Raw genomic sequence first — 22,279 nt, forward strand, 5'->3', positions numbered from 1 at the left:
CATGAAACGCGTGCTCGCTGCATTCATGTTCTTCACCCGGCTTCCGTTGTGGAGGATGGTCGAAGTGCCGTCACACTATTTCAAGCGTGTCGTGGAGCTGTGGCCTCTCACCGGCTGGCTGACGGGAGGCGTAATGGCGTTGACGATGTGGCTGTCGGCTCAGATTCTGCCTGCGACTGTCGCAGCATTGATGGCGATTGCAGCGCGACTCATCCTGACGGGCGCACTTCATGATGACGGACTGGCCGACTTCTGCGACGGATTTGGCGGCGGCACATCACGCGAGCGGATACTCGCAATAATGAAGGACTCGCACATAGGCACCTACGGAGTCATATCACTCATTATATATTATACGCTTTTCGTGACGCTCATCTCGTCACTGCCGTTACATCTCGCGTGCATGACGCTTATCGCCGGCGATGTGTGGAGCAAATTCTGCGCGTCGCAGGTCATCAACCTCCTGCCATACGCACGAAAAGAGGAGGAATCAAAGGCCCGCACGATATACAACCGCATGTCACCGTTGGCATGGGTCATATCTCTGCTCATAGCCCTGCCGTCACTTCTATTGCTTCCCTATACATATATAATAAGCGCGGTGGCACCCATCATAGCCACCCTGTTGATGGTTCTCATGATGCGACACCGCATCCAAGGCTACACCGGCGACTGCTGCGGGGCCTTGTTCCTCATAAGTGAAATGTCGTTCTATATAAGCGTGACAATAATATTCGGAATCCTGCGATGAAGCTGATAATGGTACGACACACATCGGTCGATGTAACGCCAGGCACCTGCTACGGGCAAAGCGATGTAGGACTCCGCGAGTCATTTCCCGTCGAGGCGGCAGCCGTTGCGTCACGCATAGCCCGATACGCTCCCGACCGCGTCTACACAAGTCCGCTGTCACGCTGCGTCAGACTCGCCGAGCATTGCGGCTACAGCAGCGCGTTACGTGACGCACGATTGATGGAGATTAATTTCGGAGAATGGGAGATGAAGCGGTTTGACGAGATAACCGATCCGAGAATCAATGAATGGTATGACGACTTTTTCAATGTGAGGGCAACGGGTGGCGAGTCATTTGCCGACCAACAGGCAAGAGTGGCCGACTTTCTCGACGACCTGCGTGACAGCGGATGTCGATGCGTTATCGTATTCGCCCACGGAGGCACAATACTTCAAGTCATGATGCTGCAAGGTCACGCTACCAAAGAAAACGCATTTGACATGCAACCGCCCTACGGAGGCGTTATAGAGATGGACATCTGACACAGCAACCGCGTGTCAGCACAGCCGCATCACCTCATTGACTACCTCGGCTATCGTCGTCACCTTGCATCCATTAACCGAATAATCGTCGTCGCCTACTTCGACAACGACATCATCGCGGCTTTCGTCACACCCTATCCCGTTGCGCAACAAAGCTTTCCTCACCATGTTGTAACGCGCACCGCGCCCTGTCACCTTAACCGAAGCGTCGGGACGGTAGTCGATGTGGAAAACTCCTGCGTCCATGTCAAAACTAATGCCGTCACGTTCAAAGTACCGTGACATTGAGCCGTTAAGCGACAAGTCTTCGGGAGAGCCGGTAACGATGCCGAGCTTCTTGTCCATAAGCCATATACAGTCGGCTATCTGCAGGGCAAGTTCAAGGTCATGGGTTGACAGGAAAATAGTTTTGCCGCCCGACCTCGACAACGAGTGCAGCAACCTCATAATCTCAACCTTGCTCGGATAGTCAAGAAATGCCGTAGGCTCGTCAAGGAATATCACGGGAGTCTGCTGCGCAAGAGCCTTGGCTATCATCGCCTTCTGCCGCTCGCCGTCGCTTAGCGACTGCACGGCGCGATCACGCAACTCCGCAATGCCTACAAGCGTCATAGCCTCATCGACAACCTCACGGTCATTATCACCGAGCGTACCCCAGAAACCGGTATAAGGGCTGCGGCCAAGACCCACAAGCTGAGCCACCGTCATATTGTTGGCCCCAATCTTGTCGGTAAGCACTACGCCTATCACCTTGGCCAGTTCGGTTTCGGAATAGTCATCAAGCGAGCGTCCCTCAATGGATATGTCGCCACGCAACGGCGGCTGGAAGGCCGACAGCGTGCGCAACAGCGTAGACTTTCCGGCACCGTTGGGACCGAGCAGACAAGTCAGCTCGCCTGAGTGCAACTCCGCACTGAAAGGGCCCGACACAACCGTGTCACGACCTTGACCACGATAGCCCGTGACCAGTTGCGACACAACTACAGCGACATCCGGTTTCATATCGTCCACTATCCTTTATTGAGCCGAAGGGCGGGAAAGTATATCGAAATTATCGACATATATTTCCGTTACCGAGCGTTTTATGGTATTGCGGTCCTCCCACACACGAGTGCGCAACCGCCCCTCGATATAAAGCTTGGTACCCTTGCGTATGTATTTCTCAGCGGTTTCGGCGGCACGGTCCCACATGACGATGCGGTGCCACTCGGTGCGTTCGGGAATCTGCACTCCGGCGGCGTTAGTATATGCCCGCTCGGTAGTCGCAAGCGTAAACGAAGCCACGGGACGAGTTTCGATATATCGTATCTCTGGGTCCTGCCCTACGTTACCTATCAATATGACCTTATTGACCGACATACAGTTATCCGTTGGATGATGCCTTCAGTCCCTCGATTACCGCCGTAGTGAAGCCGTGGGCCTCCATGGCGTTAAGTCCCTTGATGGTTATGCCTCCGGGGGTCGTGACCTTGTCGATCTCCACCTCCGGATTGTTGCCGGTAGCCTCAAGCAGCTCCACGGCACCGCGCAATGTGGCAAGGACATACTCCTTGGCCTTATGGGGATATATGCCAAGTTCGACACCTCCCTCGGTAGCCGCTCTTACGTAACGCATTGCATAAGCGATGCCGCATGAACACAGCGCAGTAGCGGCACCCATGAGTCGCTCCTCAATCACAGCAGCCGTACCAAGCGCATCGAATATCGACTTAACCATGTCGACTTGCTGCGGCGTAGCATTGTCGCTGCACAGGAATGTCATACTGCTTCCCACGAGCATGGCCGTGTTGGGAATAGCCCTGAACAGGGTGCGTGACGAAGAGTAGCGGTGCAACATGGCATCTATATCGCTCAGCGAAACGCCGGCAGCCAACGACACGATAATCTGCTCGCGAAACGCCACCCGCGGGGCTATTTCATCAAGCACCTTGCCTATGAGCCAAGGCTTTACGGCAAGCATTATTACATCGACGCCCTGCACTACAGTGCTGTTGTCGGTCGACACCTGCAGGCCTGGGCAGTCGGCTGAAAGCGCGTCAAGCGTTACATTGCGAGGCGAGCTCACGGCAATGTCGGAGGCGGGCATAAAGCCGCTTCTTACGAGGCCGCGCGCAATGGAGCCTCCCATGTTTCCGCCACCTATTATTCCTATCTTCATAGCTTACCGTTGGCTGTGAGGGCACGCTTGAAGCGCACGATAAATTCATCGGCCTCGGCTTTGGTAAGGCACAAGGGAGGAAGCAGACGGATTATATTGGTAGAGGCCGCACCTGTAAACACGTGCTCTACCTCGATGAGATGCTTGCGCAGATCCTTTACGGGATAGTCCATCTCAATTCCTATCATAAGGCCTCGTCCGCGCACTTCCTTTATTCCGGGAATCTCCTTAAGACAATCAAGCAGATATTGACCTACCTTAGCCGAGTTATCAACCAGATTTTCATTCTCAAACACCTCAAGGACAGCTATTGCCGTGGCGCATGCGAGATGATTTCCGCCGAAGGTAGTGCCAAGTTGTCCGTAAGCGGGCACAAACTCAGGGCTGATAATAACTCCACCCATGGGGAAACCGTTGGCTATGCCCTTGGCTACAGTGATTATGTCGGGGCGTATTCCCGAATACTGATGGGCAAAGAAACGACCCGTGCGACCGTAACCCGACTGAATCTCATCGAGAATAAGCACAGCTCCGTAACGGTCACACTCCTCGCGAAGCACGCGCAGGAAGTCATCGTCGGGGATGCGGATTCCGCCCACACCCTGAATACCCTCAATTATCACGGCACAGACATCGCCCTTGGCGAGTTCGCGACACACTGCGTCAATGTCATTCAACGGAAGGAATGTCACATGACCGTTGTCGTTGATCGGTGCCACGATCTTGGGATTGTCGGTAACCTCAACAGCTGCCGAAGTGCGGCCGTGGAACGACTTGCCAAATGCGATGACACGCGACTTTCCGGTGTGGAACGAAGCGAGTTTAAGAGCATTCTCGTTGGCCTCGGCACCCGAGTTGACAAGAAACAGCTGGTAGTCCTCGTAGCCCGACACCTTGCCAAGCTTCTCGGCCAAGCGGGCCTGCAGCGGATTTATAACCGAATTGGAGTAGAACATCAGCTTTGAAGCCTGCTCGTCGATAGCCTTAACCACGACAGGATGACAGTGACCCACCGATATAACGGCATGTCCGCCGTAAAGGTCAAGGTATTCACAGTCATTATTGTCGTAGACATGACATCCGCGTCCTGCTACTATCTCTATATCGAATAAGGGATATACATCAAAAAGTTTCATTTTTTCATTCAGTGTTATTGGTGAATCAGAATGCCGACGGCTTCAACTGAAGGCCCACACGCTCATGGAGTCCAAACAACAGGTTCATGTTGTGTACGGCCTGACCCGAAGCACCCTTGACAAGATTGTCGATCACCGATGTGATGAGCAACTTGCCGTCGACCTTCTCAAGATGCAGGATGCACTTGTTGGTGTTGACAACATCCTTCAGGTCGGGAGCCTTGTCGGTTATGAAAGTAAAGTTGTGGTCGGAATAGTAATCCTCATAGAGTGCGCGCACCTGCTCGATGTCAATCGGGCAGTCGAGATACACGATTGCCATTATGCCTCGTGCAAAGCAGCCACGCACCGGAATAAAATTAATCTCGGACTTGAAGCTCGACTGCAACTGGCTCAGCGACTGGCGTATCTCGGCAAGATGCTGATGCTTGAACGGCTTGTAGATCGACACATTGTTGTTGCGCCATGAGAAGTGACTTGTGGCCGAAGGCTTCACGCCGGCTCCGGTGCTTCCGGTTATAGCGGTGATGTGTATGTCACTGTTCAGCAACAGATTCTTGGCAAGCGGCAGCAAAGCGAGCTGAATAGCCGTGGCAAAACAACCGGGATTGGCCACATGACGGGCTCCGCGCACAATGCGCTTGCGGTTGAGCTCGGGCAATCCGTAGACAAAGTCATGGGTGCCGTCCTCTATACGGTAATCGGTCGACAAGTCCACCACCTTAAGCGACTCGGGCAGCTCATGCGCATCCATGAACTTACGGGTTTCGCCATGGGGAGTACAACAGAATAGCACATCTATTTTATCGAGCGGAGTATCGGAGATGAACCTTAGGTCCATCTCTCCGATAAGTCCCTGATGTACATCGGTCACAAGATTTCCGGCGTTACTCGAACTGTTGACCCACTCTATCTCCACATCGGGATGATTTACAAGCAGTCGAAGCAGCTCACCGGCGGTATATCCTGCGCCTCCAATGATTCCGGCCTTTATCATACTTCACGAGTTTTATTGTTACGCTCCTGAATCGAGTAATATATCTTCATCTGGTTGCCGAGGATGCGGGTGAATCCCTTTACATCATCGGCCGTCCAGCCCTTGCTTATTTCGCCGTATTCGCCAAACGAGGTCTTCATCAAGTCGAAGTCGCTCTCAACACCCACAAGGATGAAACGATAGGGCTTCAAGTCGATGATGACGCGTCCGGTAACATTGCGCTGCGACGACTCAAGGAACTTCTCGATGTCACGCATCACGGGTTCAAGATACTGAGCCTCATGCAGGAACATGCCGTACCATGTGCCGAGCTGATCCTTCCAGTACTGCTGCCACTTGGTGAGAGTGTGCTTCTCAAGCATCTTGTGAGCGCCAAGGATGACCATAGGAGCACCGGCCTCAAATCCAACGCGGCCCTTTATGCCGATGATAGTATCGCCGATGTGCATGTCACGGCCGAGAGCATAAGGTGCGACAATCTCCTCGATGTGCTGAATTGCCTTTACCTTATCGGCAAACGGCACTCCGTTCACGGCAGCGATTTCGCCCTTGTCGAAGTCGATGGTGAGTCGGCTGTCGGCGGTTGCAGTCATCTGCGTGGGATAGGCCTCCTCGGGAAGTGTTTCGTTGCTGTGGAGGGTTTCCTTTCCACCTACCGATGTTCCCCACAGTCCCTTGTTGATGGAGTATTCAAGCTTCTTGAAGTCGGCTACATAGCCATGCTTCTTAAGATACTCTATCTCATACTCGCGGGTGAGGTTCATGTCACGCGTGGGAGTGATGATTTCGATTTCGGGAGCGAGAATCTGGAAGGTGAGGTCAAAGCGCACCTGGTCGTTACCTGCGCTTGTGCTTCCGTGGGCCACATAGTGAGCGCCTATCTTCTTTGCATACTCGATGATGGCGATAGCCTGGAATATACGTTCCGAGCTAACCGATATGGGATAGGTACCGTTACGAAGAACGTTACCGAATATCATGTACTTTATGCTCTTTTCGTAGTACTCCTGAGTGATGTCGAGTGTGGCATGGGCCTTGGCTCCGAGAGCAAGCGCACGCTCCTCTATCGACTTGAGTTCCTCGGGCGAGAAGCCGCCGGTGTTGGCAATGGCGGTGTACACTTCGTATCCGCAATCCTCGCTAAGATACTTAACTGCAAATGATGTGTCAAGGCCGCCGCTGAAGGCGAGTACTACTTTCTTATTATTTTCCATAATTGTAAATTTCAGATGTTTAATTAATAACTATTCAAAACTATGATTTACGGGTCACTCGCCCTCGACATTGTCGTTACGATGATACTGTGTTTCCTTCGGGTCATACAGCAGTCCGGTACACAAGCACTTGTGCCCTCCGTTACGCTGCAATATGTCGAAATTGACACAACTCTCGCATCCGCGCCAGAAAGCCGGATCGGTGGTGAGCTGGTCAAATGTAACAGGTCGATAGCCCAATTCAAAATTCATTTTCATAACTGCGGCTCCCGTAGTGAGAGAAAATATCTTGGCATCGGGGAACATCTCTCGCGAGAGCCTGAAGATTCGTCGCTTGATGCGTGTAGCTAAACCTATTCCGCGGTATTTATCGGCAACAATCAATCCGGAATTAGCAACAAACTCCTTGTTGCTCCAGCACTCAATGTAGCTGAATCCCGCAAACTCGCCTTCGCACAAAGCAACCACAGCCTTGCGTTCAAGCATCTTTTGCTTCACGTATTCGGGAGAGCGTTTCGCGATACCGGTGCCGCGCACCTTGGCAGCGCGATTGATAGTGTCAAGAATCTCGTCGACATACTTGATGTGCTCCTCCGAAGCAACGACTACTTCAATCTTAGATGGGTCTACCATTTCTTGCTTTAAGTATTGCTATATTTATTAATTAATAATTAGGATAATCACATAAACTGATCGCGTGCCGCATCAATCACATCATCGGGAAGGAATCCTCGGAAATATTCAAAAATCTCACCCCTGTCAGTGCCCTCGGCAACTATCGCTATGACGGTGTCGGCCGCACCCGGTATCGTACCGAGAATAAACGGCGCGGCAAGCTGATCAATGTCATAAGCGAGGCCGCTGGCATAGCCTGTGCGTGTCTTCAGCACCACAATATTGCCGGAAATCGCCATGGACACTACAGCCTGATGCGTTCCCGACTGAACCGTAGATGGAATGTTTTCGGTAATATCGTCTACATTGGCATGCCCCGATGCCGACGGAACCACATAACGATAACCGCCAAGATCGGTTGCGACCTTTATTGTGCGCAATGACTTCAAATCGCGTGACAACGTGGCCTGCGTGACCATGAAGCCGCGAAGAGCCAGCATCTGCAGCAATTCATCCTGACTGCCTATGCTGTTACTTGAAAGCAACTCAAGTATAGCCTGTAAACGATTTTTCCTCTTATTCATCATCCACTACAGTAAAATGATTTATACCAAGTGTGCAAATTTACCAACAAAAATACATATAATCGCTATATTTTGCAGCTAAACTGCAATTAAATGCCAACATTTTATGACAAAAGACCTCGAAAAGCCTTTTTGAAGCTTTTCGAGGCAAAAATCGACAATATTTAATTAACAAAAGTTAGAGTCCGAAGGTGAGTGTGGTGAAGTATCGCAGTTCACCTCCCAATGAATATTGTGAACGATAATCGATAGTCACGTAACCTCGATTGGGAGCAAACCATGTGGCCGACAGTACTCCGCCAGTCCTGACAATGTTGATAGGCGGGCCGTAGGTGCGGTTAAACCTTGTGTACAATGAATTGTAACGTATGGGATCGGGGTAGCTTGTCGAATAGAGGAACTCCGAGCGGGCAAGTCCTCCTGCTCCGTAATAGAGAGTGGCATCGGGCCAGTAATATGACATCTCATTCACATCGCGGAGATACACGGCATCGTTACCATAACCGTCGATTGTATAACCGCGATTGATCAGATAGTCGAGCGACATATTGATTGCCGTTCCAAAAGTAATGCCGAGGATTGAGGCGATTACGGGAGCAGCGGGACGCGGACGCCATGACGGAGGAGGAACGGGTCGCGACCACGGGCGCATAGGCGGACGATGTGGGCGATGGGGCGGTACAATCACCGTAGGACGGTGAGGACGATTGGGGCGATAATCGCCACTGGGACGATGGGGACGGCCGGGGTTATATCCTCCATGACCGGGACGGCCGGGGTTGTGACCGTTGTTACCGGGACGGTGACCATTGTTATTGTTGCCTGGACGACCGGGGTTGTTGTTACCCGGGCGATGTCCGTTGTTACCGCCGTTATTGCCGGGGCGGTGACCGTTATTGTTGTTGCCCGGACGGCCAGGGTTGTTGTTACCCGGACGATGTCCGTTGCTACCGCCGTTGTTGCCGGGGCGGTGACCGTTATTGTTGTTACCGGGACGACCGGAACTGTTACTCGGACGACCGGAATTATTCGGTCGCGAGTTCTGTGTGCTGTGTGATCTTTCATTACGATTGCCTGTTGTCCTCGATTGAGCTTCAACCGGGGGCACCATCATAGCGATACTAACCAAGGCAATGACAAAAATGCGAATTAATCTTTTCATGACTTATAATCTTTTACTGGATTAGATACAAATATGCCATAAACGTTTAAATCGAGCGAGAAAATATGGCTATTTTTATTTAAAAGAAGAACTTTTGACCAAATTTATCGCCAATTAAAGCGAATTATAAGACATACTGAATGTATCGCCTTGACGAAGGTCGCCTGTAGTCAATCCGCGTTTCAGCCATCGCATGCGTTGATCGGAACGACCGTGATTGAAGGCATCGGGTACTACATAACCCTGCGCCTGTTTCTGAAGATAATCGTCACCGATCTTAGAGGCGGCGTTTATAGCCTCCTCAAGGTCACCCTCTTCAAGCGACTGGAAAAGGCGATTGTCATGATAGCCCCACACTCCGGCAAGGAAATCGGCCTGCAGCTCAATGCGCACGCTCACTTTGTTAGCGTCGGACTGGCTCATCTGCGACATCTGGGAGTGAGCATCGTCGAGCACTCCGAGCAGGTGCTGCACATGGTGTCCCACTTCGTGGGCAATCACATAGGCATAGGCAAAGTCGCCTCCCGCACCCATTGACTGTCGCATCTGCTCAAAGAACGAAAGGTCGATGTAAAGTTTCTCGTCGGCCGAGCAATAGAACGGGCCCGTAGATGCCGATGCATTACCGCATCCGCTCTGCACGGCTCCCGTGAAGAGAACAAGAGTAGGCGGACGATAGGTCTTTCCCATCTTGCGGAACTCCTCGGTCCACACATCCTCGGTAGCGGCAAGAATCTGCCGCGAGAATGTAGCCATCTCCTCCTCTTGGGCCGAAGGCGTGTAGGATGCAGTCGCCTCCTGGCCGCCCATCATGCCGGAACTTCCGGTGAGCACTTCGAGCGGATTACCGCCCATGATCCATGTAAGTATTCCTACTATCACAATGGCTCCGATGCTCATGCCACCGGCTTTCATCGGAATACCTCCGATCCTGCGTTGTCCGCGCCTGTCGTCAACGTTGTTGCTTTCGCGTCGTCCGTTAAGTCGCATATTGCAATTGTTTTTCTGAATATAACAAACAAAGTGGGCACAGATGTTTTTACAAATCGTCTGTACCCACTTATTTTTGATACCTTTTAATTGTAGCGATAATTATTTGTCATGGTCGTTACCTATCTTCTCAAGCACAGCGGCATCAAGTACGGCCACAGTGGCGAGGTTGACGATGTCACGCACCGGCGAATCGACATTGATGAAGTGGATAGGCTTGTTAAGACCCATCTGGATGGGGCCGATAGCCTCGGCAAGACCCATCTCAAGCATCATCTTATAGGCGGTGTTGGCCGCGCTGAGATTGGGGAATATGAGCGTGTTGACATCCTTTCCGTTCAAGCGGCTGAAGGGGAAGTTGTTGTCACGCACCTTCTTGTTGATGGCATAGTGCACCTGCATTTCTCCGTCGATGGGCAACTCAGGATAGAGTTTGTGCATCTTTTCGACAACGTTATGCACAAGTCGCGGCTCGGCCTCCTTGTTGGAACCGAAATTGGAGTAGGACACCATGGCCATTACAGGCTCGTGAGCGAAGTACTCAACCGAATTGCGTGCAAGACGGGTGATGTCGAGCAACGTTTCTTCGTCCATCTCGTGATTTATCATCGTGTCGGCAAGGAAGAACACACCACGCTTGGTGTTGAGGATGTGCATTGTGGCAAAATGGTTGTAAGTTGGGCGTATGCCTACCACCTCACGCGCTATTTCGGCGGGAGTGTGACTTCCCGAATAGGTTCCTGCGATAAATGCATCGGCTTCGCCCGTTTCAACCATCATCATACCGAAGTAGTTGCGGTCAAACATCATCTCAAGGGCCTCGGGATAGGTCATTCCGTCACGCTGACGCTTTTCGGCGAGATTCATAGCGTAACGGGCGCGGCGGTCGGCTTCACGGTCGTGACGCAGATTCACGATCTCAAGTCCGGCGATGTCGACACCGAGTCGGGCGGCACGCTTTTGAATCATCTCCTCGTTACCAAGCAGGATAGGTATGCAGATACCGTCCTGGTAAGCGTTTACGGCAGCGCGAAGCATGTTGTCGGTATTGGCCTCGGCAAATACGACACGCTTGGGATTGCGCTGAGCCTCCTCGGTGAAACGACGCATGAGCTTGTTGTCGTAGCCCATGAGCTGACGGAGCTTGTCGTTATAGGCATCCCAGTCGGTGATGGGACGACGGGCCACGCCCGACTCCATGGCTCCGCGTGCAACTGCGGGAGCAACCGTTGTGATGAGTCGGGGGTCAAGAGGTTTGGGAAGTATGTATTCGCGTCCGAAACGCAGATTTGACATCTCGTATGCGGCATTTACCACCGAAGGCACGGGCTCCTTGGCGAGAGCGGCAATGGCCTTTACGGCAGCGAGCTTCATCGTTTCGTTGATTACGGTAGCACCCGAATCGAGAGCGCCGCGGAATATGTAGGGGAATCCGAGCACATTGTTTATCTGGTTGGGATAGTCGGAACGGCCCGTAGCGAATATCAGGTCGGGACGCGACTCCATTGCCACATCATAGGCAATCTCGGGATCGGGATTGGCGAGGGCAAACACAATGGGCCTGTCGTTCATCGACTTGAGCATCTCGGGTGTCACCACATCCTTTACCGAAAGGCCGAGGAACACATCGGCACCCTTCATTGCATCCTCAAGAGTGTCGATGTCACGGTCGGTGGCAAATTCGAGCTTCTGGGCGTTCAATCCGGTGCGCTTGCGGTTGATTACTCCCTTGGAGTCGCACATCACGACATTTTCGGGACGCACGCCGAGCGCGATATAGAGGCGCGTACAGCTCACTGCGGCGGCACCGGCTCCGTTTACGACAAGCTTGATGTCGCTTATGTTCTTTTTCTGTATCTCAAGGGCATTGATCAATCCGGCAGCCGAAATGATTGCCGTACCGTGCTGGTCGTCGTGCATCACGGGGATGTCACACTCCTCACGGAGGCGACGCTCTATCTCAAAACATTCGGGAGCCTTTATATCCTCAAGGTTAATACCGCCGAATGTGGGCGACAGGGCCTTGACAATCTGTATGAATTTTTCGGGATCCTTCTCATTTACCTCAATGTCAAAACAGTCAAGTCCGGCAAAAATCTTAAACAGCAACGCCTTACCTTCCATTACGGGCTTTCCGGCAAGAGCGCCTATGTCGCCAAGACCGAGTACGGCTGTTCCATTGGAAATCACCGCCACAAGATTGCCCTTGCTCGTGTACTCATAGGCATCCTGGGGATTTTGTTCAATTTCAAGGCAGGGATAAGCCACGCCCGGCGAATAAGCCAATGCGAGATCCTGCTGTGATGAATAAGGCACCGTGGGCACTACTTCGATTTTGCCCGGCTTGCCCTCGCGGTGATACTCGAGGGCCATTTCTTTGGTTACTTTTGACATATTATTTTATTCTTGACAACAAATAAACGTTATATACCTTACATATTGTTTAACCTTTGCTGCTAATTCAGCAAATTATTTTGCAAAAGTACTAAATAAAATTATTTATCTTAACAAAATGCCCGATAAAATATGCCGATTGTTAACAAAAGGCACGAGAGCCGCAACGATTTCCAATATTCGCTGCGGCTCCCGCCTGTTATTTATTATATGAGTACCCGACATTCCGGACACATCACATCATTTCTTTTTAAGAGCTTCTGGCATTCCCCAACGTGCAGTCACGGCATCAAGCTCGGCCTTGGTGATGGGAATCACCGTACCGTGACGCGGGTGGAAGTCCATAGTCACGGGGCGCTCAACCTTCTTGAAGTTGGTGAGGTCGGTTGTTTCAGTAAAGTCATAACGGCCGTTGGTGTAGACATCATACATCAATATATATTTGTCCTCGCCTATAAGTTTGAATGTTCCGGCACCCTCGACAGCATCGGTTGTCTGCTGCTTATAGTCGGGCTGCTCGGTCCACTTTCCCGAAGTGAGATTGTCGGTTGTGGCTACCTTGATGCCGTTGCCGTGACCTTCGGTCTTGTAGAAAAGGTGGTACACACCGTCCTTGTAGACAATGTCACCGTCGATACACGACTTCTTGTCGGCAGGGAGGAAGAAAGGTTTCGGCTCGCCCTCGAAGTCGGTGAAATCATCGTTGGCATAGGCGTAGTATATGACATCGGGGCCGTCGCCATACTTCATTGACCAGTAAACGAGATACTTTCCGGCCTTGTCGTCATAAATAGTCTGAGGCGCCCACACTCGCTTAAGCTTTTCCTGATTGTCGTAACGCTTCTGCATATTCACTACCGAGCTCTTCCAATTGATGAGGTCGTTGCTCTTCAGCAGCACCATGGCGCGGTTGGAGTCCCAGCCGTTGCCCGAAACCATGTCGGTAAGAACCATATAGAATGTTTTTCCGTCGGCGCCGCGCAGAATGTGGGGGTCGCGCACGCCGCCTGTCGAGCTGATGACCTTTGAGTCGAGCACAGGCTTGTTGTCGTTGAGGGCATAGTAGTTATAGCCGTCGAGGCTTATGCCATAGCACACGGCCTCCTGCTTTATGTGATTGCCCGTAAAGTAGGTGAAGAGATAGGCCACATAGTCCTTTTCATCGGGAGCTGCCGATGATGCGGTGGCGTTGAACGCAAGCCCGGAGGCTAAAATTGCAGTGATGAGAGATTTGCGAATGATGTTCATGGAAGCAAGAATCGGATATTCGGTTAATACATGTTTGATATTGTAGCCCGGAGCGGAATCGAACCGCTATCTAAGGTTTAGGAAACCTCTATTCTATCCGTTGAACTACCAGGCCATCGGTTGAACCACGACAAAGTTAAGCATTTCCACATTAATATGCAAGTGCGGCCGCCAATAGCCAAGGCTAATCAAACAGCCTGCGCATAACATCAAGCGAGTTAAGCCCCGACAACGCCGCATAGTGTAAAGTGTAGTACTCCAGAATCGCCGTGAGAATAGAGTTACGCTGATTGCGGCTGAAGCGGAACGCAGCAAGATTATCCCATGTCATGCGTGACAACAGGGCTACCGTGGCGGCATCCTCGGGAGGAAGGAAGCGACGATGAAGCGGCAGAGCGGAGCGGAATGTACCGTCGACCATGTCAAACACACGCCCGGGAGCGTAGGTCGACACATCGGGCTCAATGCCTATGTAACGACCAAGACGATAGAGAAACGCAAGATGGAAATTGGCCACACCGCGTGACATAGAGTCAAACCGCCCCACCGAATCGACCAGGAAGGCATATAGGGCTGCATCCTCCTGGCTCTCGGTGAGCACCGCTCCGAGCAGCTCGGCCATGAACATGGCAACAGCGCCCTTTACCGGATTGGAGTGCAATCCGTGCAGCGGCAACAACGCCCGGGGTTCGCGTACATTATATATGTCACGCCCAGGCCTCACATCGGCTATGCACTCAAAGGGGGTCAAAGGCATGGTGACAGCCCTGCGTCGAACGGCCTCGCGGCTGCCGCCCGCCGACATCAACAGCGCGACACGCCCCATTTCCCGCGAATAGGCAATGAGTATATTATTGCGGTCACTGTACTTCACAGTGCGCAAAGCGATGCAATTCAGATGGGTCAACATAGTGGATTTACAGTCATAAAACGACCCTAAAGTTACTAAAAACATAGTCATTGCCATGAAAAATTTCATTAAATGAGCTATTTATCGCGATTTATTTGCGAGAATAAAAAAAAGTATCTATATTTGCACTCGCTTTTGCGCACAGCGCATGTCGGCCCATTCGTCTATCGGTTAGGACGCAAGATTTTCATTCTTGAAAGAGGAGTTCGATTCTCCTATGGGCTACCAAATTAAATTAAAAACAAAGTATAAAAGAGTTTTTTTATAATGGCAAATCATAAGTCATCTATTAAGAGAATCCGTCAGACTGAGTCACGCCGACTCCGCAATCGTTATTATGCCAAGACCGCACGTAACGCCGTGCGCCGTCTTCGTGCAATGACCGACAAAGCAGAAGCTGCAGCAGCCTATATCAAGGTAAGCTCACTTCTCGACCGCCTCGCCGCAAAGGGAACAATCTCAAAGAACAAGGCAGGCAACCTTAAGAGCAAGCTTGCACTTCACGTAAACAAGCTCGCCAACGCTTAATAGAGGATTGCGCCATTAGAAGGCACAAAACTCTCATGGCCCATTCGTCTATCGGTTAGGACGCAAGATTTTCATTCTTGAAAGAGGAGTTCGATTCTCCTATGGGCTACCAAATCTCTACTTTGCTACTTAAGCCACGAGTTTTGATGACCCGTGGCTTTTCTATTAAACCAATGAACCGTTTACGGCACACAATTGTTAAACCTATATAACTCTATTACTAATCTAAATCATCAACACCATGCCTTTTGACAATCAACCTATCAACGCTAAAAAGTTGACTCACCCCATTGACGAACTTCCGGGAATCGAAGATTCATACTACAGCGACGCAACACCTGAAGATGTAAAGCAGGATGTCAAGTCACTGAACAACATCGGCGCTCCAACTTCAATAACGCCGAAGCCGGGGAAATAAGAAACTCAAAACTATTAAAATCATAAAGAACTCGCCGACATTGCCGACGAGTTCTTTTATTTATGTATCATCAAAAGAAAGTCCCTGCTGAAACCCGCAAAACAGCACGCCTCACCATGCTCGATGCGGCGCACTGTATTGACTACAGAGTAGCTACGGGATGCTTATTTAAATCTTACGGCCACCGTTGCGGGAACTGCGCCGTCATCCTTCTCCTCTTTTTCGGCAGGCTCATCCACGCTAAGTTTATATATTACCGGCACATTCACACACACCGATTTGGACTTTTTAAGCGGCTCCCATCGAGGACTCTTGGAAATCAATTCCAACGCAGCGGCATCCAACGACGGCGAAACGCTTTTAACCACCTTGGCATCACATACCGAGCCGTCGGCATTTATGCACATCTGCACAACTACCGTGCCCTGCTCATTAGCCTCAAAGGCTTCAGCAGGATAGTGCAGATTCATCATCATAAACTTCTGAAATTCCACCATTCCACCGGGAAACTGGGGTACTTCCTCCTCAGTGGCCGATGCTTCGGTAGTGTCAGGAGCGGAAACAGGAGCGGCATCAGCCCAGTTGGAGCATATAAACGCCAGTGCCAACACAGCAGGAATTGCAATCATGTAGCGCACAAGCGCCACTGATGATTTTTTCTTTTGATTCATCATTTTGATTCGTTTTTTAAGGGATGATACATTAAAGTTATTATAGAATTTTGCTATAGCCTGATTATCGGTCATCGCAAGAAGACTCATCTGATATTGCCGACGGTTGTCACGCGTCATCACACGCGAATCGGCAATATATTCAAGATTGTCACGCATTTCGCCTCTCAACAACCATGCGACAGGATTGAACCAGCACAATATCGACAGAAATTCCGACATCAGCACATCCACCGAATGCAGCTGATCGACATGCACCGCTTCATGCGATATCACATTGTCATCGTCAATAAAGCCTTCGCTCACAAAAATAAATCCGAAGAATGAGAATGCGCCTGAATTGCCGGGCATCACGAAGAGCCTCCGGTCGGCAACCGTCATGTCATCGTAACGACGAACAAGCGCAAACACACTACCCACCCTCACGACAAGATAGAGCAACAGCACGGCAGCGACCGACGCATATAACGCAACGAGCAATGACTGCACATCAATTGTGACATTGTCGACAGCATTGTTGACTGCGCCGTGAACGACCTGTAACGCAGGGCCGACATAAGCGATACGGTTACCCACCGATTCGGCAGTCGTGCCGAAATCAATAAGCGGGAACACAACGGCCACCGTAATGCCTGTCAGCATAAAAGCACGCCTCCACTGAAAATGAGTGTCACGGCTCAGCACCAAACGATAGGCCAGATAGACTACCGTGACGATTACGTTGACCTCAAGCAGATATAAAAGGATTCCATTCATCACTTATCCTCCTCGCCTTTGTTTATAAGATCTATTATTTCACGAAGTTCGTCACTTGATATCTTATTGTCACGCGCAAAGAAGGTGACAAGCTCCTTGTAGGAGTTCTTGAAGTAAGAGCCGACGACATTGCCGAGAAACGTGCGCTTGTAATCCTGCTCGTCAATGGCAGGGCGGTATATGTAGGTGTTCCCTTCAAGACGAGAGGCTACATACCCCTTACGCTCCAGATTCTTAAATACCGAAGCCACCGTAGTGTAAGGAGGCCGCGGAACCGACAGCAATTCGATGGCCTGCTTTACATTGCATGAACCGAGTTGCCACACGCAACGCATGATTTCTTCTTCCTGATGAGTGAGTGGAGTCATAAATATGATTCAATATTAAATTTACACAACGCAAATCTACGAAAATTTCGTAGTTATTTTTTCATTACATCGATTTTATTGTCACATTCCCTCATATTGCCATAATGGACAGCCTGTTATACATAAAAAAAGAGGCCGCGTCAAAATTGACACGGCCTCTCGATATTTATATCAATGTTGAATTATGCGGCTTTCTTGCCTGAATTGCGACGACGGTCGGTGAGATAAGCCACCGGAGCAGCCACGTAGATAGTGGCAAGTGTACCGGTGATTACACCGAACAACATTGCAAATGTAAAGCTGCGGATAGATTCACCACCAAGGATAAAGATACACAGAAGCACAAGAAGCGTAGAGCATGATGTCATGATTGTACGACTCAATGTCGAGTTAATTGACATGTTGATCATACTGAAGAAATCCTGCTTGGGATAGAGCTGTGTATTTTCACGCACACGGTCAAACACAACCACCGTATCGTTGATCTGGTAACCGATAACGGTAAGGATTGCCGCAATGAATGTCTGGTCAATCTCCATTGAGAACGGAAGGATGCCCCAGAAAAGCGAGTAGAATCCGATGATAGTGAATGCGGTGAATGCAACTGCGGCGAGAGCACCTACCGAGAATGCTACATTGTGGAATCGGAGCAAGATGTAGAGGAACATCGCGATGAGCGACAGAACAACGGCGATGTAAGCATCGTTCTTCATGTCGGCTGCGATTGTAGGACCTACCTTCTGTGAGCTCTGGATACCAACATTCTCATTAGTTGTCGAGAAGTCCTCAAGGCTCATGTTGCCTATCTCATCCTTAAGACCATTGTAGAGGATTTCGGTGATTTCACGGTCAACGCCGTCAGTTTCCTCGTTAATCTTATAGTTGGTCGAGATACGCACCTTGGTGTCATTGTCGATAGTGATTACCGAAAGTGATGCATTGGGGAATGAGGGAGCAAGCTTGCTCTGAATCTCATGAGTCTTGACGGGATGATCAAATTGAACTACATAGTTGCGACCACCCGAGAAGTCGATACCCTGATTCATTCCGCGGAGGAAGAGCGATGCGACAACAATCAGCACCAATATACCGCAAACGGTAAATGAAACCTTACGCTGACCAAGGAAGTTGATCTTGGTGTTGGTAAGCATATTGCGAGAGAGCTTGGTGGTGAATGTCAAGCGCTGGAAGGGAGCGGTCTTGCCAAATCCGATGAATACAAGACGGGTGAGGAACACTGCAGTGAAGAACGAGCATACGATACCGATGATAAGGGTAGTAGCAAAACCCTTGATGGGGCCTGTTCCGTAAAGGAGCAGAATCACTGCGGTGATTACTGAAGTCAAGTTAGAGTCGAAGATTGCCGAGAAAGCGTTGCTGTAACCGTCGGCGATTGCCTGGCGAATGTTCTTGCCAGCGCGAAGTTCCTCCTTGGCGCGCTCGAAGATAAGCACGTTGGCGTCAACGGCCATACCGAGAGCAAGCACGATACCGGCGATACCGGGGAGCGTGAGCACTGCCTGGAATGAAGCAAGTATACCGAATGTAAAGAAGAGGTTGCACACAAGTCCCATGTTGGCAACGAGTCCGGGAATGAATCCGTAGAAGAACATCATGAACGCCATCAAAAGCACGAGTGCGATGACAAACGAAAGGAATCCGTCATGGATTGCCTGCTTACCGAGCGAAGGACCGATTACGGTATCGCTGATGATGTCTACCTTGGCAGCCATCTTACCTGACTTAAGCACGTTGGCCAAGTCCTTTGCATCCTCGACAGTGAACTGACCGGTTATCTGTGAGCGACCGCCCTCGATTACCGAGTTGATTCGGGGATAAGAGTATACATGATCGTCAAGCACGATTGCAACGGGCTTGCCGAGGTTGTTCTGAGTAACGCGGGCCCAAGCCTTTGCGCCTTCGCTGTTCATGTTCATCGAAACGTAGTTACCCGACATGTTGTCGAAGTCGCTGGTTGCCGATACTACGACATCACCTGCAAGAGCGGGCTTGCCGTTGTTTGACTTAAGAGCGATGAGCTGATAGATTTCAGCCTTGCGGGTAGTGTTGGTGGCAGTGTCGGTGTACTGAACTTCCTGAGGCTTAACCTCCCAGCGGAGTTTAAGGTTGGAAGGAAGGATGCGAGCTGCAACAGGGCTCTCGAGGATTGAGTCGATTACCTCGCGATGAGCCTGAGTTGCCATACCTACGATGGGAGTGCCGGGATAGCCCTGACCGTCAAAGTAAGCGAAGATGCTGTTTACATTGGCGGTGCTGTCGCTGCGGAGTGCATTCTCAAGTGCCATGAGCTGCGACTGAATCTCGTCGATGGTGTAAACTTCGTAGAATTCGAGGTTGGCCGATGCCTTAAGAAGCTCACGCACACGGTCGTGCTCCTTAACACCGGGGAGTTCAAGAAGAATCTGACCGTCCTTCTCAAGTTCCTGAATGTTGGGCGATACAACACCAAACTGGTCGATACGGTTGCGGAGCACGTTGGTCGAACTTGCCACACGGTCCTTAACCTCCTGCTTTACTGTTGCCTCAACCTGCGCAGCGTTTTCGCCACGCTTAGCCACGTTCTTGAACACGACAGCCATGTCGGCCGAGGGATCAATGCGCTGATATTCCTTGAAGAAGGCAGCAACGTAGTCGCTCGTCTTAGTCTTCTTGACTACTGAATCGGTAGCTGAAATCACGGCGTTGAAGGTCTTGTTGCCTTCGGCGTTAGCCATAGAGCGGAGAATGTCGGGAACCGAAACCTGAAGGATAACGTTCATACCTCCTTTCAGGTCGAGGCCGAGGCCTACGCCCATCTTCTGAACTTGATTGAACGTATAACCGAGAACGGGATAAACCTTCTCCTTACCGATAGAGTCGATGTAGTTTTTGTAAGCCTTCTTGTAAGAGTCGGAAGCAGCGTCACCGCCCGACATCACCATAGCATACTCGGTAGCCTTATCCTCGTAACGCTTGGTCACCCAAGAGAATGAGAGATAAAACAGACACACGAGCACCAAGAAGATCGCTATCACACCGGATATAGCACTTCCGGTCGTACCTTTGCTTTGCATGTGTAAGTTAAGTGATATTTAAAGTTATTAATAAAAATTTTTTCGCAATTTTTTCAGCGTGCAAATATAACGTTTTTTTCTGTGACTTCCATAAACTGAGGCCAATAAAATGGCCATATTCCATGATTTAAGGTGTATTAGACCCCGTTTCCTAATATTTGTTAACGCCGGGGCCGCAGTTCGTCAATAGACGAGCCGCACATTGTCGACCCACAATGTCATGCCGGGGGTACCCTCAAAAGCCACACCGCAACCCGATGAAGCCATGACGAGCATGTGGGTCGGCACCGCATCGGGAGCATCCCATTTCACCTCTTTCACCGGCACCATCTTGCCCTTGGAGTTGCGTGCGTAATAGGAGCGTTCATCGGGGATAAGCCCCATGTAATCCTTATAGTCGGGATGTGAAGATATGTCACCGTAAAGCACCTTAATGTCATGATTGCGAATCCAATCGGTTGATGTAGCGTAACGCTCGCGGCCGGTTCCCACCCGCGCGGCGTATATGTTGCCGTCGGCATCCTCCCAGCGTCGCTGAAGCAGGATGTAGACCTCGGCATTATCCTTGCCGGGAATATCCTTTCGCGACGAGCCGGTGGCGCGTACACGGCTTACCCCTTCAGGGATATGCACCTTATAGTCAATGCGCAAAGCCGAAGGGCGGCGGGTAAACGGAATGCCCATCTCCATTTTTGAATAGGGATTTGACGCATTTTTTATAGGCTCTATGTTGTAGCCGAGATATATCGACCCCGACACAAGAACCTGCAGGTTTACAATGCCGAGCACCTTGACTTTCTCTATTACAGTAGTGAGCTTGCAGCAACGGCCTCCGGCGGGATTGGCATCGGGAAACACAGCATTGCTCGCCTTGACAATGCCCATAACGTTGGCCATCACATTGGATGTGGCCCATGGCGAACCGCCCATATTGGAATAGACCTTGTTGCCGTCGATAACCATTTCGGGAGCTATCTCGTAGACCTTCTTTGTGTTTCCGCCAAGCAGCTTCGACTCGGTGATATTGCGGGTAACCCAGTTTTCAAAGTCGGCATATTTAATCAGGTCAACCTCCTGACCTGCAACGGCAAGGATGCCAACCAACAAAGACAAAACAGTCGACAATATGCGCATATCTTAATCCCGTTAAAATTTATTGCACAAAGATAACAATTATACAGCCGTAACTGATTATGCTCGCGACAAAACCGACTGCCGTTTAACGGCAGAAACGCCTTATGCGCCAACAATAGGGCAAAACGGAACAAATGTCGCCGACTTATACGCGGAATATCAGGGCTACAGCCTGTGCGGCTATGCCCTCTTCACGGCCTGTGAAGCCAAGGCGCTCAGTGGTTGTAGCCTTAACCGAAACGCAATCAAGCTCAAGACCAAGGTCGGAGGCGACGCACTCGATCATCGCCGGAATGTGGGGCAACAATTTGGGAGCCTGTGCCATTATCGTGATGTCGACATTGCCTATTGCATAGCCTCTTGCGGCCAACAATTCACGCACACGGCGCAACAGCACCCTTGAATCGGCACCCTTATAAGCAGGATCGGTATCGGGGAAGTGATAGCCTATGTCACGCAATGCTGCAGCGCCGAGCAGTGCGTCACACAAAGCATGAAGAGCGACATCGGCATCGCTGTGTCCGAGCAATCCGAGAGTATGAGGTATCTTTACGCCGCAGAGCCACAGGTCACGGCCCTCGACGAGGCGGTGGACATCAAATCCGTTGCCTATGCGAAAATTAGGTATATTCATGATTATAAAAACT

At 50.7% G+C, this 22,279-nt stretch carries 20 protein-coding genes, 3 tRNA genes and 2 pseudogenes; 6 read left to right on the forward strand and 19 right to left on the reverse strand.

From position 1 onward, the window contains the following. Position 1: 1 nt before the first annotated feature. A complete protein-coding gene (gene cobS / locus E7746_RS11705) occupies positions 2-751 on the forward strand; it encodes an adenosylcobinamide-GDP ribazoletransferase (RefSeq protein WP_136410917.1) in 750 nt (249 codons plus the stop codon). Then, the gene (gene cobC / locus E7746_RS11710) at positions 748-1,275 is read left to right on the forward strand and encodes an alpha-ribazole phosphatase (RefSeq protein WP_136410918.1); all 528 of its coding nucleotides are present in this window, start codon (positions 748-750) and stop codon (positions 1,273-1,275) included. The genes cobS and cobC overlap by 4 nt, the downstream gene beginning before the upstream one ends. Before the next feature lie 15 nt (positions 1,276-1,290). Here the strand turns inward: cobC and E7746_RS11715 are convergent, their stop codons facing one another. The 14 genes and pseudogenes from E7746_RS11715 to recO form a co-directional block, all read right to left on the reverse strand. Further along, complete coding sequence (locus E7746_RS11715; RefSeq protein WP_136410919.1) at positions 1,291-2,277, reverse strand: ABC transporter ATP-binding protein; 987 nt, start codon at positions 2,275-2,277, stop codon at positions 1,291-1,293. Positions 2,278-2,310: 33 nt separating this feature from the next. Beyond that, positions 2,311-2,634 (reverse strand): annotated as a pseudogene (gene ssb, locus E7746_RS11720) (single-stranded DNA-binding protein); the annotation flags it as partial. A 4-nt stretch (positions 2,635-2,638) separates the two neighbouring features. Beyond that, positions 2,639-3,433 carry a pyrroline-5-carboxylate reductase gene (gene proC, locus E7746_RS11725; protein WP_136410920.1) on the reverse strand — a complete coding sequence of 265 codons (795 nt, stop codon included), beginning with the start codon at positions 3,431-3,433 and terminating at the stop codon, positions 2,639-2,641. After that, positions 3,430-4,569 (reverse strand): aspartate aminotransferase family protein, encoded by a 1,140-nt coding sequence (locus tag E7746_RS11730; protein WP_136410921.1) that lies wholly within the window; start codon positions 4,567-4,569, stop codon positions 3,430-3,432. Before E7746_RS11730 ends, proC begins: the two co-directional genes overlap by 4 nt. Positions 4,570-4,594: 25 nt before the next feature. Continuing rightward, the gene (argC, locus tag E7746_RS11735) at positions 4,595-5,566 is read right to left on the reverse strand and encodes an N-acetyl-gamma-glutamyl-phosphate reductase (protein WP_123395467.1); all 972 of its coding nucleotides are present in this window, start codon (positions 5,564-5,566) and stop codon (positions 4,595-4,597) included. After that, the gene (locus E7746_RS11740) at positions 5,563-6,780 is read right to left on the reverse strand and encodes an argininosuccinate synthase (RefSeq protein ID WP_123395466.1); all 1,218 of its coding nucleotides are present in this window, start codon (positions 6,778-6,780) and stop codon (positions 5,563-5,565) included. The genes argC and E7746_RS11740 overlap by 4 nt, the downstream gene beginning before the upstream one ends. A gap of 54 nt (positions 6,781-6,834) precedes the next feature. After that, on the reverse strand, positions 6,835-7,413 hold the full coding sequence (locus tag E7746_RS11745; protein WP_123395465.1) for a GNAT family N-acetyltransferase: 579 nt from the start codon (positions 7,411-7,413) through the stop codon (positions 6,835-6,837). Positions 7,414-7,460: 47 nt separating this feature from the next. Next, positions 7,461-7,982, reverse strand: coding sequence for an arginine repressor (locus tag E7746_RS11750; RefSeq protein ID WP_136410922.1), 522 nt, complete (start codon positions 7,980-7,982; stop codon positions 7,461-7,463). Positions 7,983-8,157: 175 nt separating this feature from the next. Beyond that, entirely contained in the window at positions 8,158-9,141 is a 984-nt protein-coding gene (locus tag E7746_RS11755; protein WP_136410923.1) for a hypothetical protein, read from the reverse strand. Between the two features lie 114 nt (positions 9,142-9,255). Further along, a complete protein-coding gene (ypfJ, locus tag E7746_RS11760) occupies positions 9,256-10,131 on the reverse strand; it encodes a KPN_02809 family neutral zinc metallopeptidase (protein ID WP_136410924.1) in 876 nt (291 codons plus the stop codon). Between the two features lie 102 nt (positions 10,132-10,233). Further along, a complete protein-coding gene (locus E7746_RS11765) occupies positions 10,234-12,525 on the reverse strand; it encodes an NADP-dependent malic enzyme (RefSeq protein WP_136410925.1) in 2,292 nt (763 codons plus the stop codon). A 258-nt stretch (positions 12,526-12,783) separates the two neighbouring features. Next, positions 12,784-13,773, reverse strand: a pseudogene (locus tag E7746_RS11770) (glycoside hydrolase family 43 protein); the annotation flags it as partial. Positions 13,774-13,816: 43 nt separating this feature from the next. Beyond that, positions 13,817-13,888 (reverse strand) — tRNA-Arg (locus E7746_RS11775). A gap of 69 nt (positions 13,889-13,957) precedes the next feature. Next, the gene (gene recO / locus E7746_RS11780) at positions 13,958-14,683 is read right to left on the reverse strand and encodes a DNA repair protein RecO (protein WP_238337182.1); all 726 of its coding nucleotides are present in this window, start codon (positions 14,681-14,683) and stop codon (positions 13,958-13,960) included. A 153-nt stretch (positions 14,684-14,836) separates the two neighbouring features. Here recO and E7746_RS11785 point away from each other — a divergent pair. From E7746_RS11785 to E7746_RS15145, 4 genes are all read left to right on the forward strand, one after another. Continuing rightward, a tRNA-Glu gene (locus E7746_RS11785) sits at positions 14,837-14,911 on the forward strand. A 39-nt stretch (positions 14,912-14,950) separates the two neighbouring features. Next, positions 14,951-15,211, forward strand: coding sequence for a 30S ribosomal protein S20 (rpsT, locus tag E7746_RS11790; protein ID WP_123395458.1), 261 nt, complete (start codon positions 14,951-14,953; stop codon positions 15,209-15,211). Positions 15,212-15,248: 37 nt separating this feature from the next. Further along, positions 15,249-15,323 (forward strand) — tRNA-Glu (locus E7746_RS11795). Between the two features lie 129 nt (positions 15,324-15,452). Beyond that, the gene (locus E7746_RS15145) at positions 15,453-15,629 is read left to right on the forward strand and encodes a hypothetical protein (RefSeq protein ID WP_168184380.1); all 177 of its coding nucleotides are present in this window, start codon (positions 15,453-15,455) and stop codon (positions 15,627-15,629) included. A 164-nt stretch (positions 15,630-15,793) separates the two neighbouring features. On the opposite strand, the gene E7746_RS11800 is transcribed toward E7746_RS15145, so the two are convergent. The 5 genes from E7746_RS11800 to ispF all read right to left on the reverse strand — a co-directional run bounded on the left by E7746_RS11800 (position 15,794) and on the right by ispF (position 22,266). Next, complete coding sequence (locus tag E7746_RS11800) at positions 15,794-17,056, reverse strand: M56 family metallopeptidase (protein ID WP_136410928.1); 1,263 nt, start codon at positions 17,054-17,056, stop codon at positions 15,794-15,796. Then, positions 17,056-17,424, reverse strand: a complete 369-nt coding sequence (locus E7746_RS11805) for a BlaI/MecI/CopY family transcriptional regulator (protein ID WP_136410929.1) — start codon at positions 17,422-17,424, stop codon at positions 17,056-17,058. The genes E7746_RS11800 and E7746_RS11805 overlap by 1 nt, the downstream gene beginning before the upstream one ends. A gap of 182 nt (positions 17,425-17,606) precedes the next feature. After that, positions 17,607-20,498 carry a protein translocase subunit SecD gene (gene secD / locus E7746_RS11810; RefSeq protein ID WP_136410930.1) on the reverse strand — a complete coding sequence of 964 codons (2,892 nt, stop codon included), beginning with the start codon at positions 20,496-20,498 and terminating at the stop codon, positions 17,607-17,609. 183 nt (positions 20,499-20,681) lie between these two features. Continuing rightward, positions 20,682-21,632 (reverse strand): PCMD domain-containing protein, encoded by a 951-nt coding sequence (locus E7746_RS11815; protein WP_136410931.1) that lies wholly within the window; start codon positions 21,630-21,632, stop codon positions 20,682-20,684. Between the two features lie 145 nt (positions 21,633-21,777). Continuing rightward, a complete protein-coding gene (gene ispF / locus E7746_RS11820; RefSeq protein ID WP_202877155.1) occupies positions 21,778-22,266 on the reverse strand; it encodes a 2-C-methyl-D-erythritol 2,4-cyclodiphosphate synthase in 489 nt (162 codons plus the stop codon). Positions 22,267-22,279 lie beyond the last annotated feature (13 nt).

Source organism: Muribaculum gordoncarteri, assembly GCF_004803695.1.
GTDB lineage: Bacteria > Bacteroidota > Bacteroidia > Bacteroidales > Muribaculaceae > Muribaculum > Muribaculum gordoncarteri.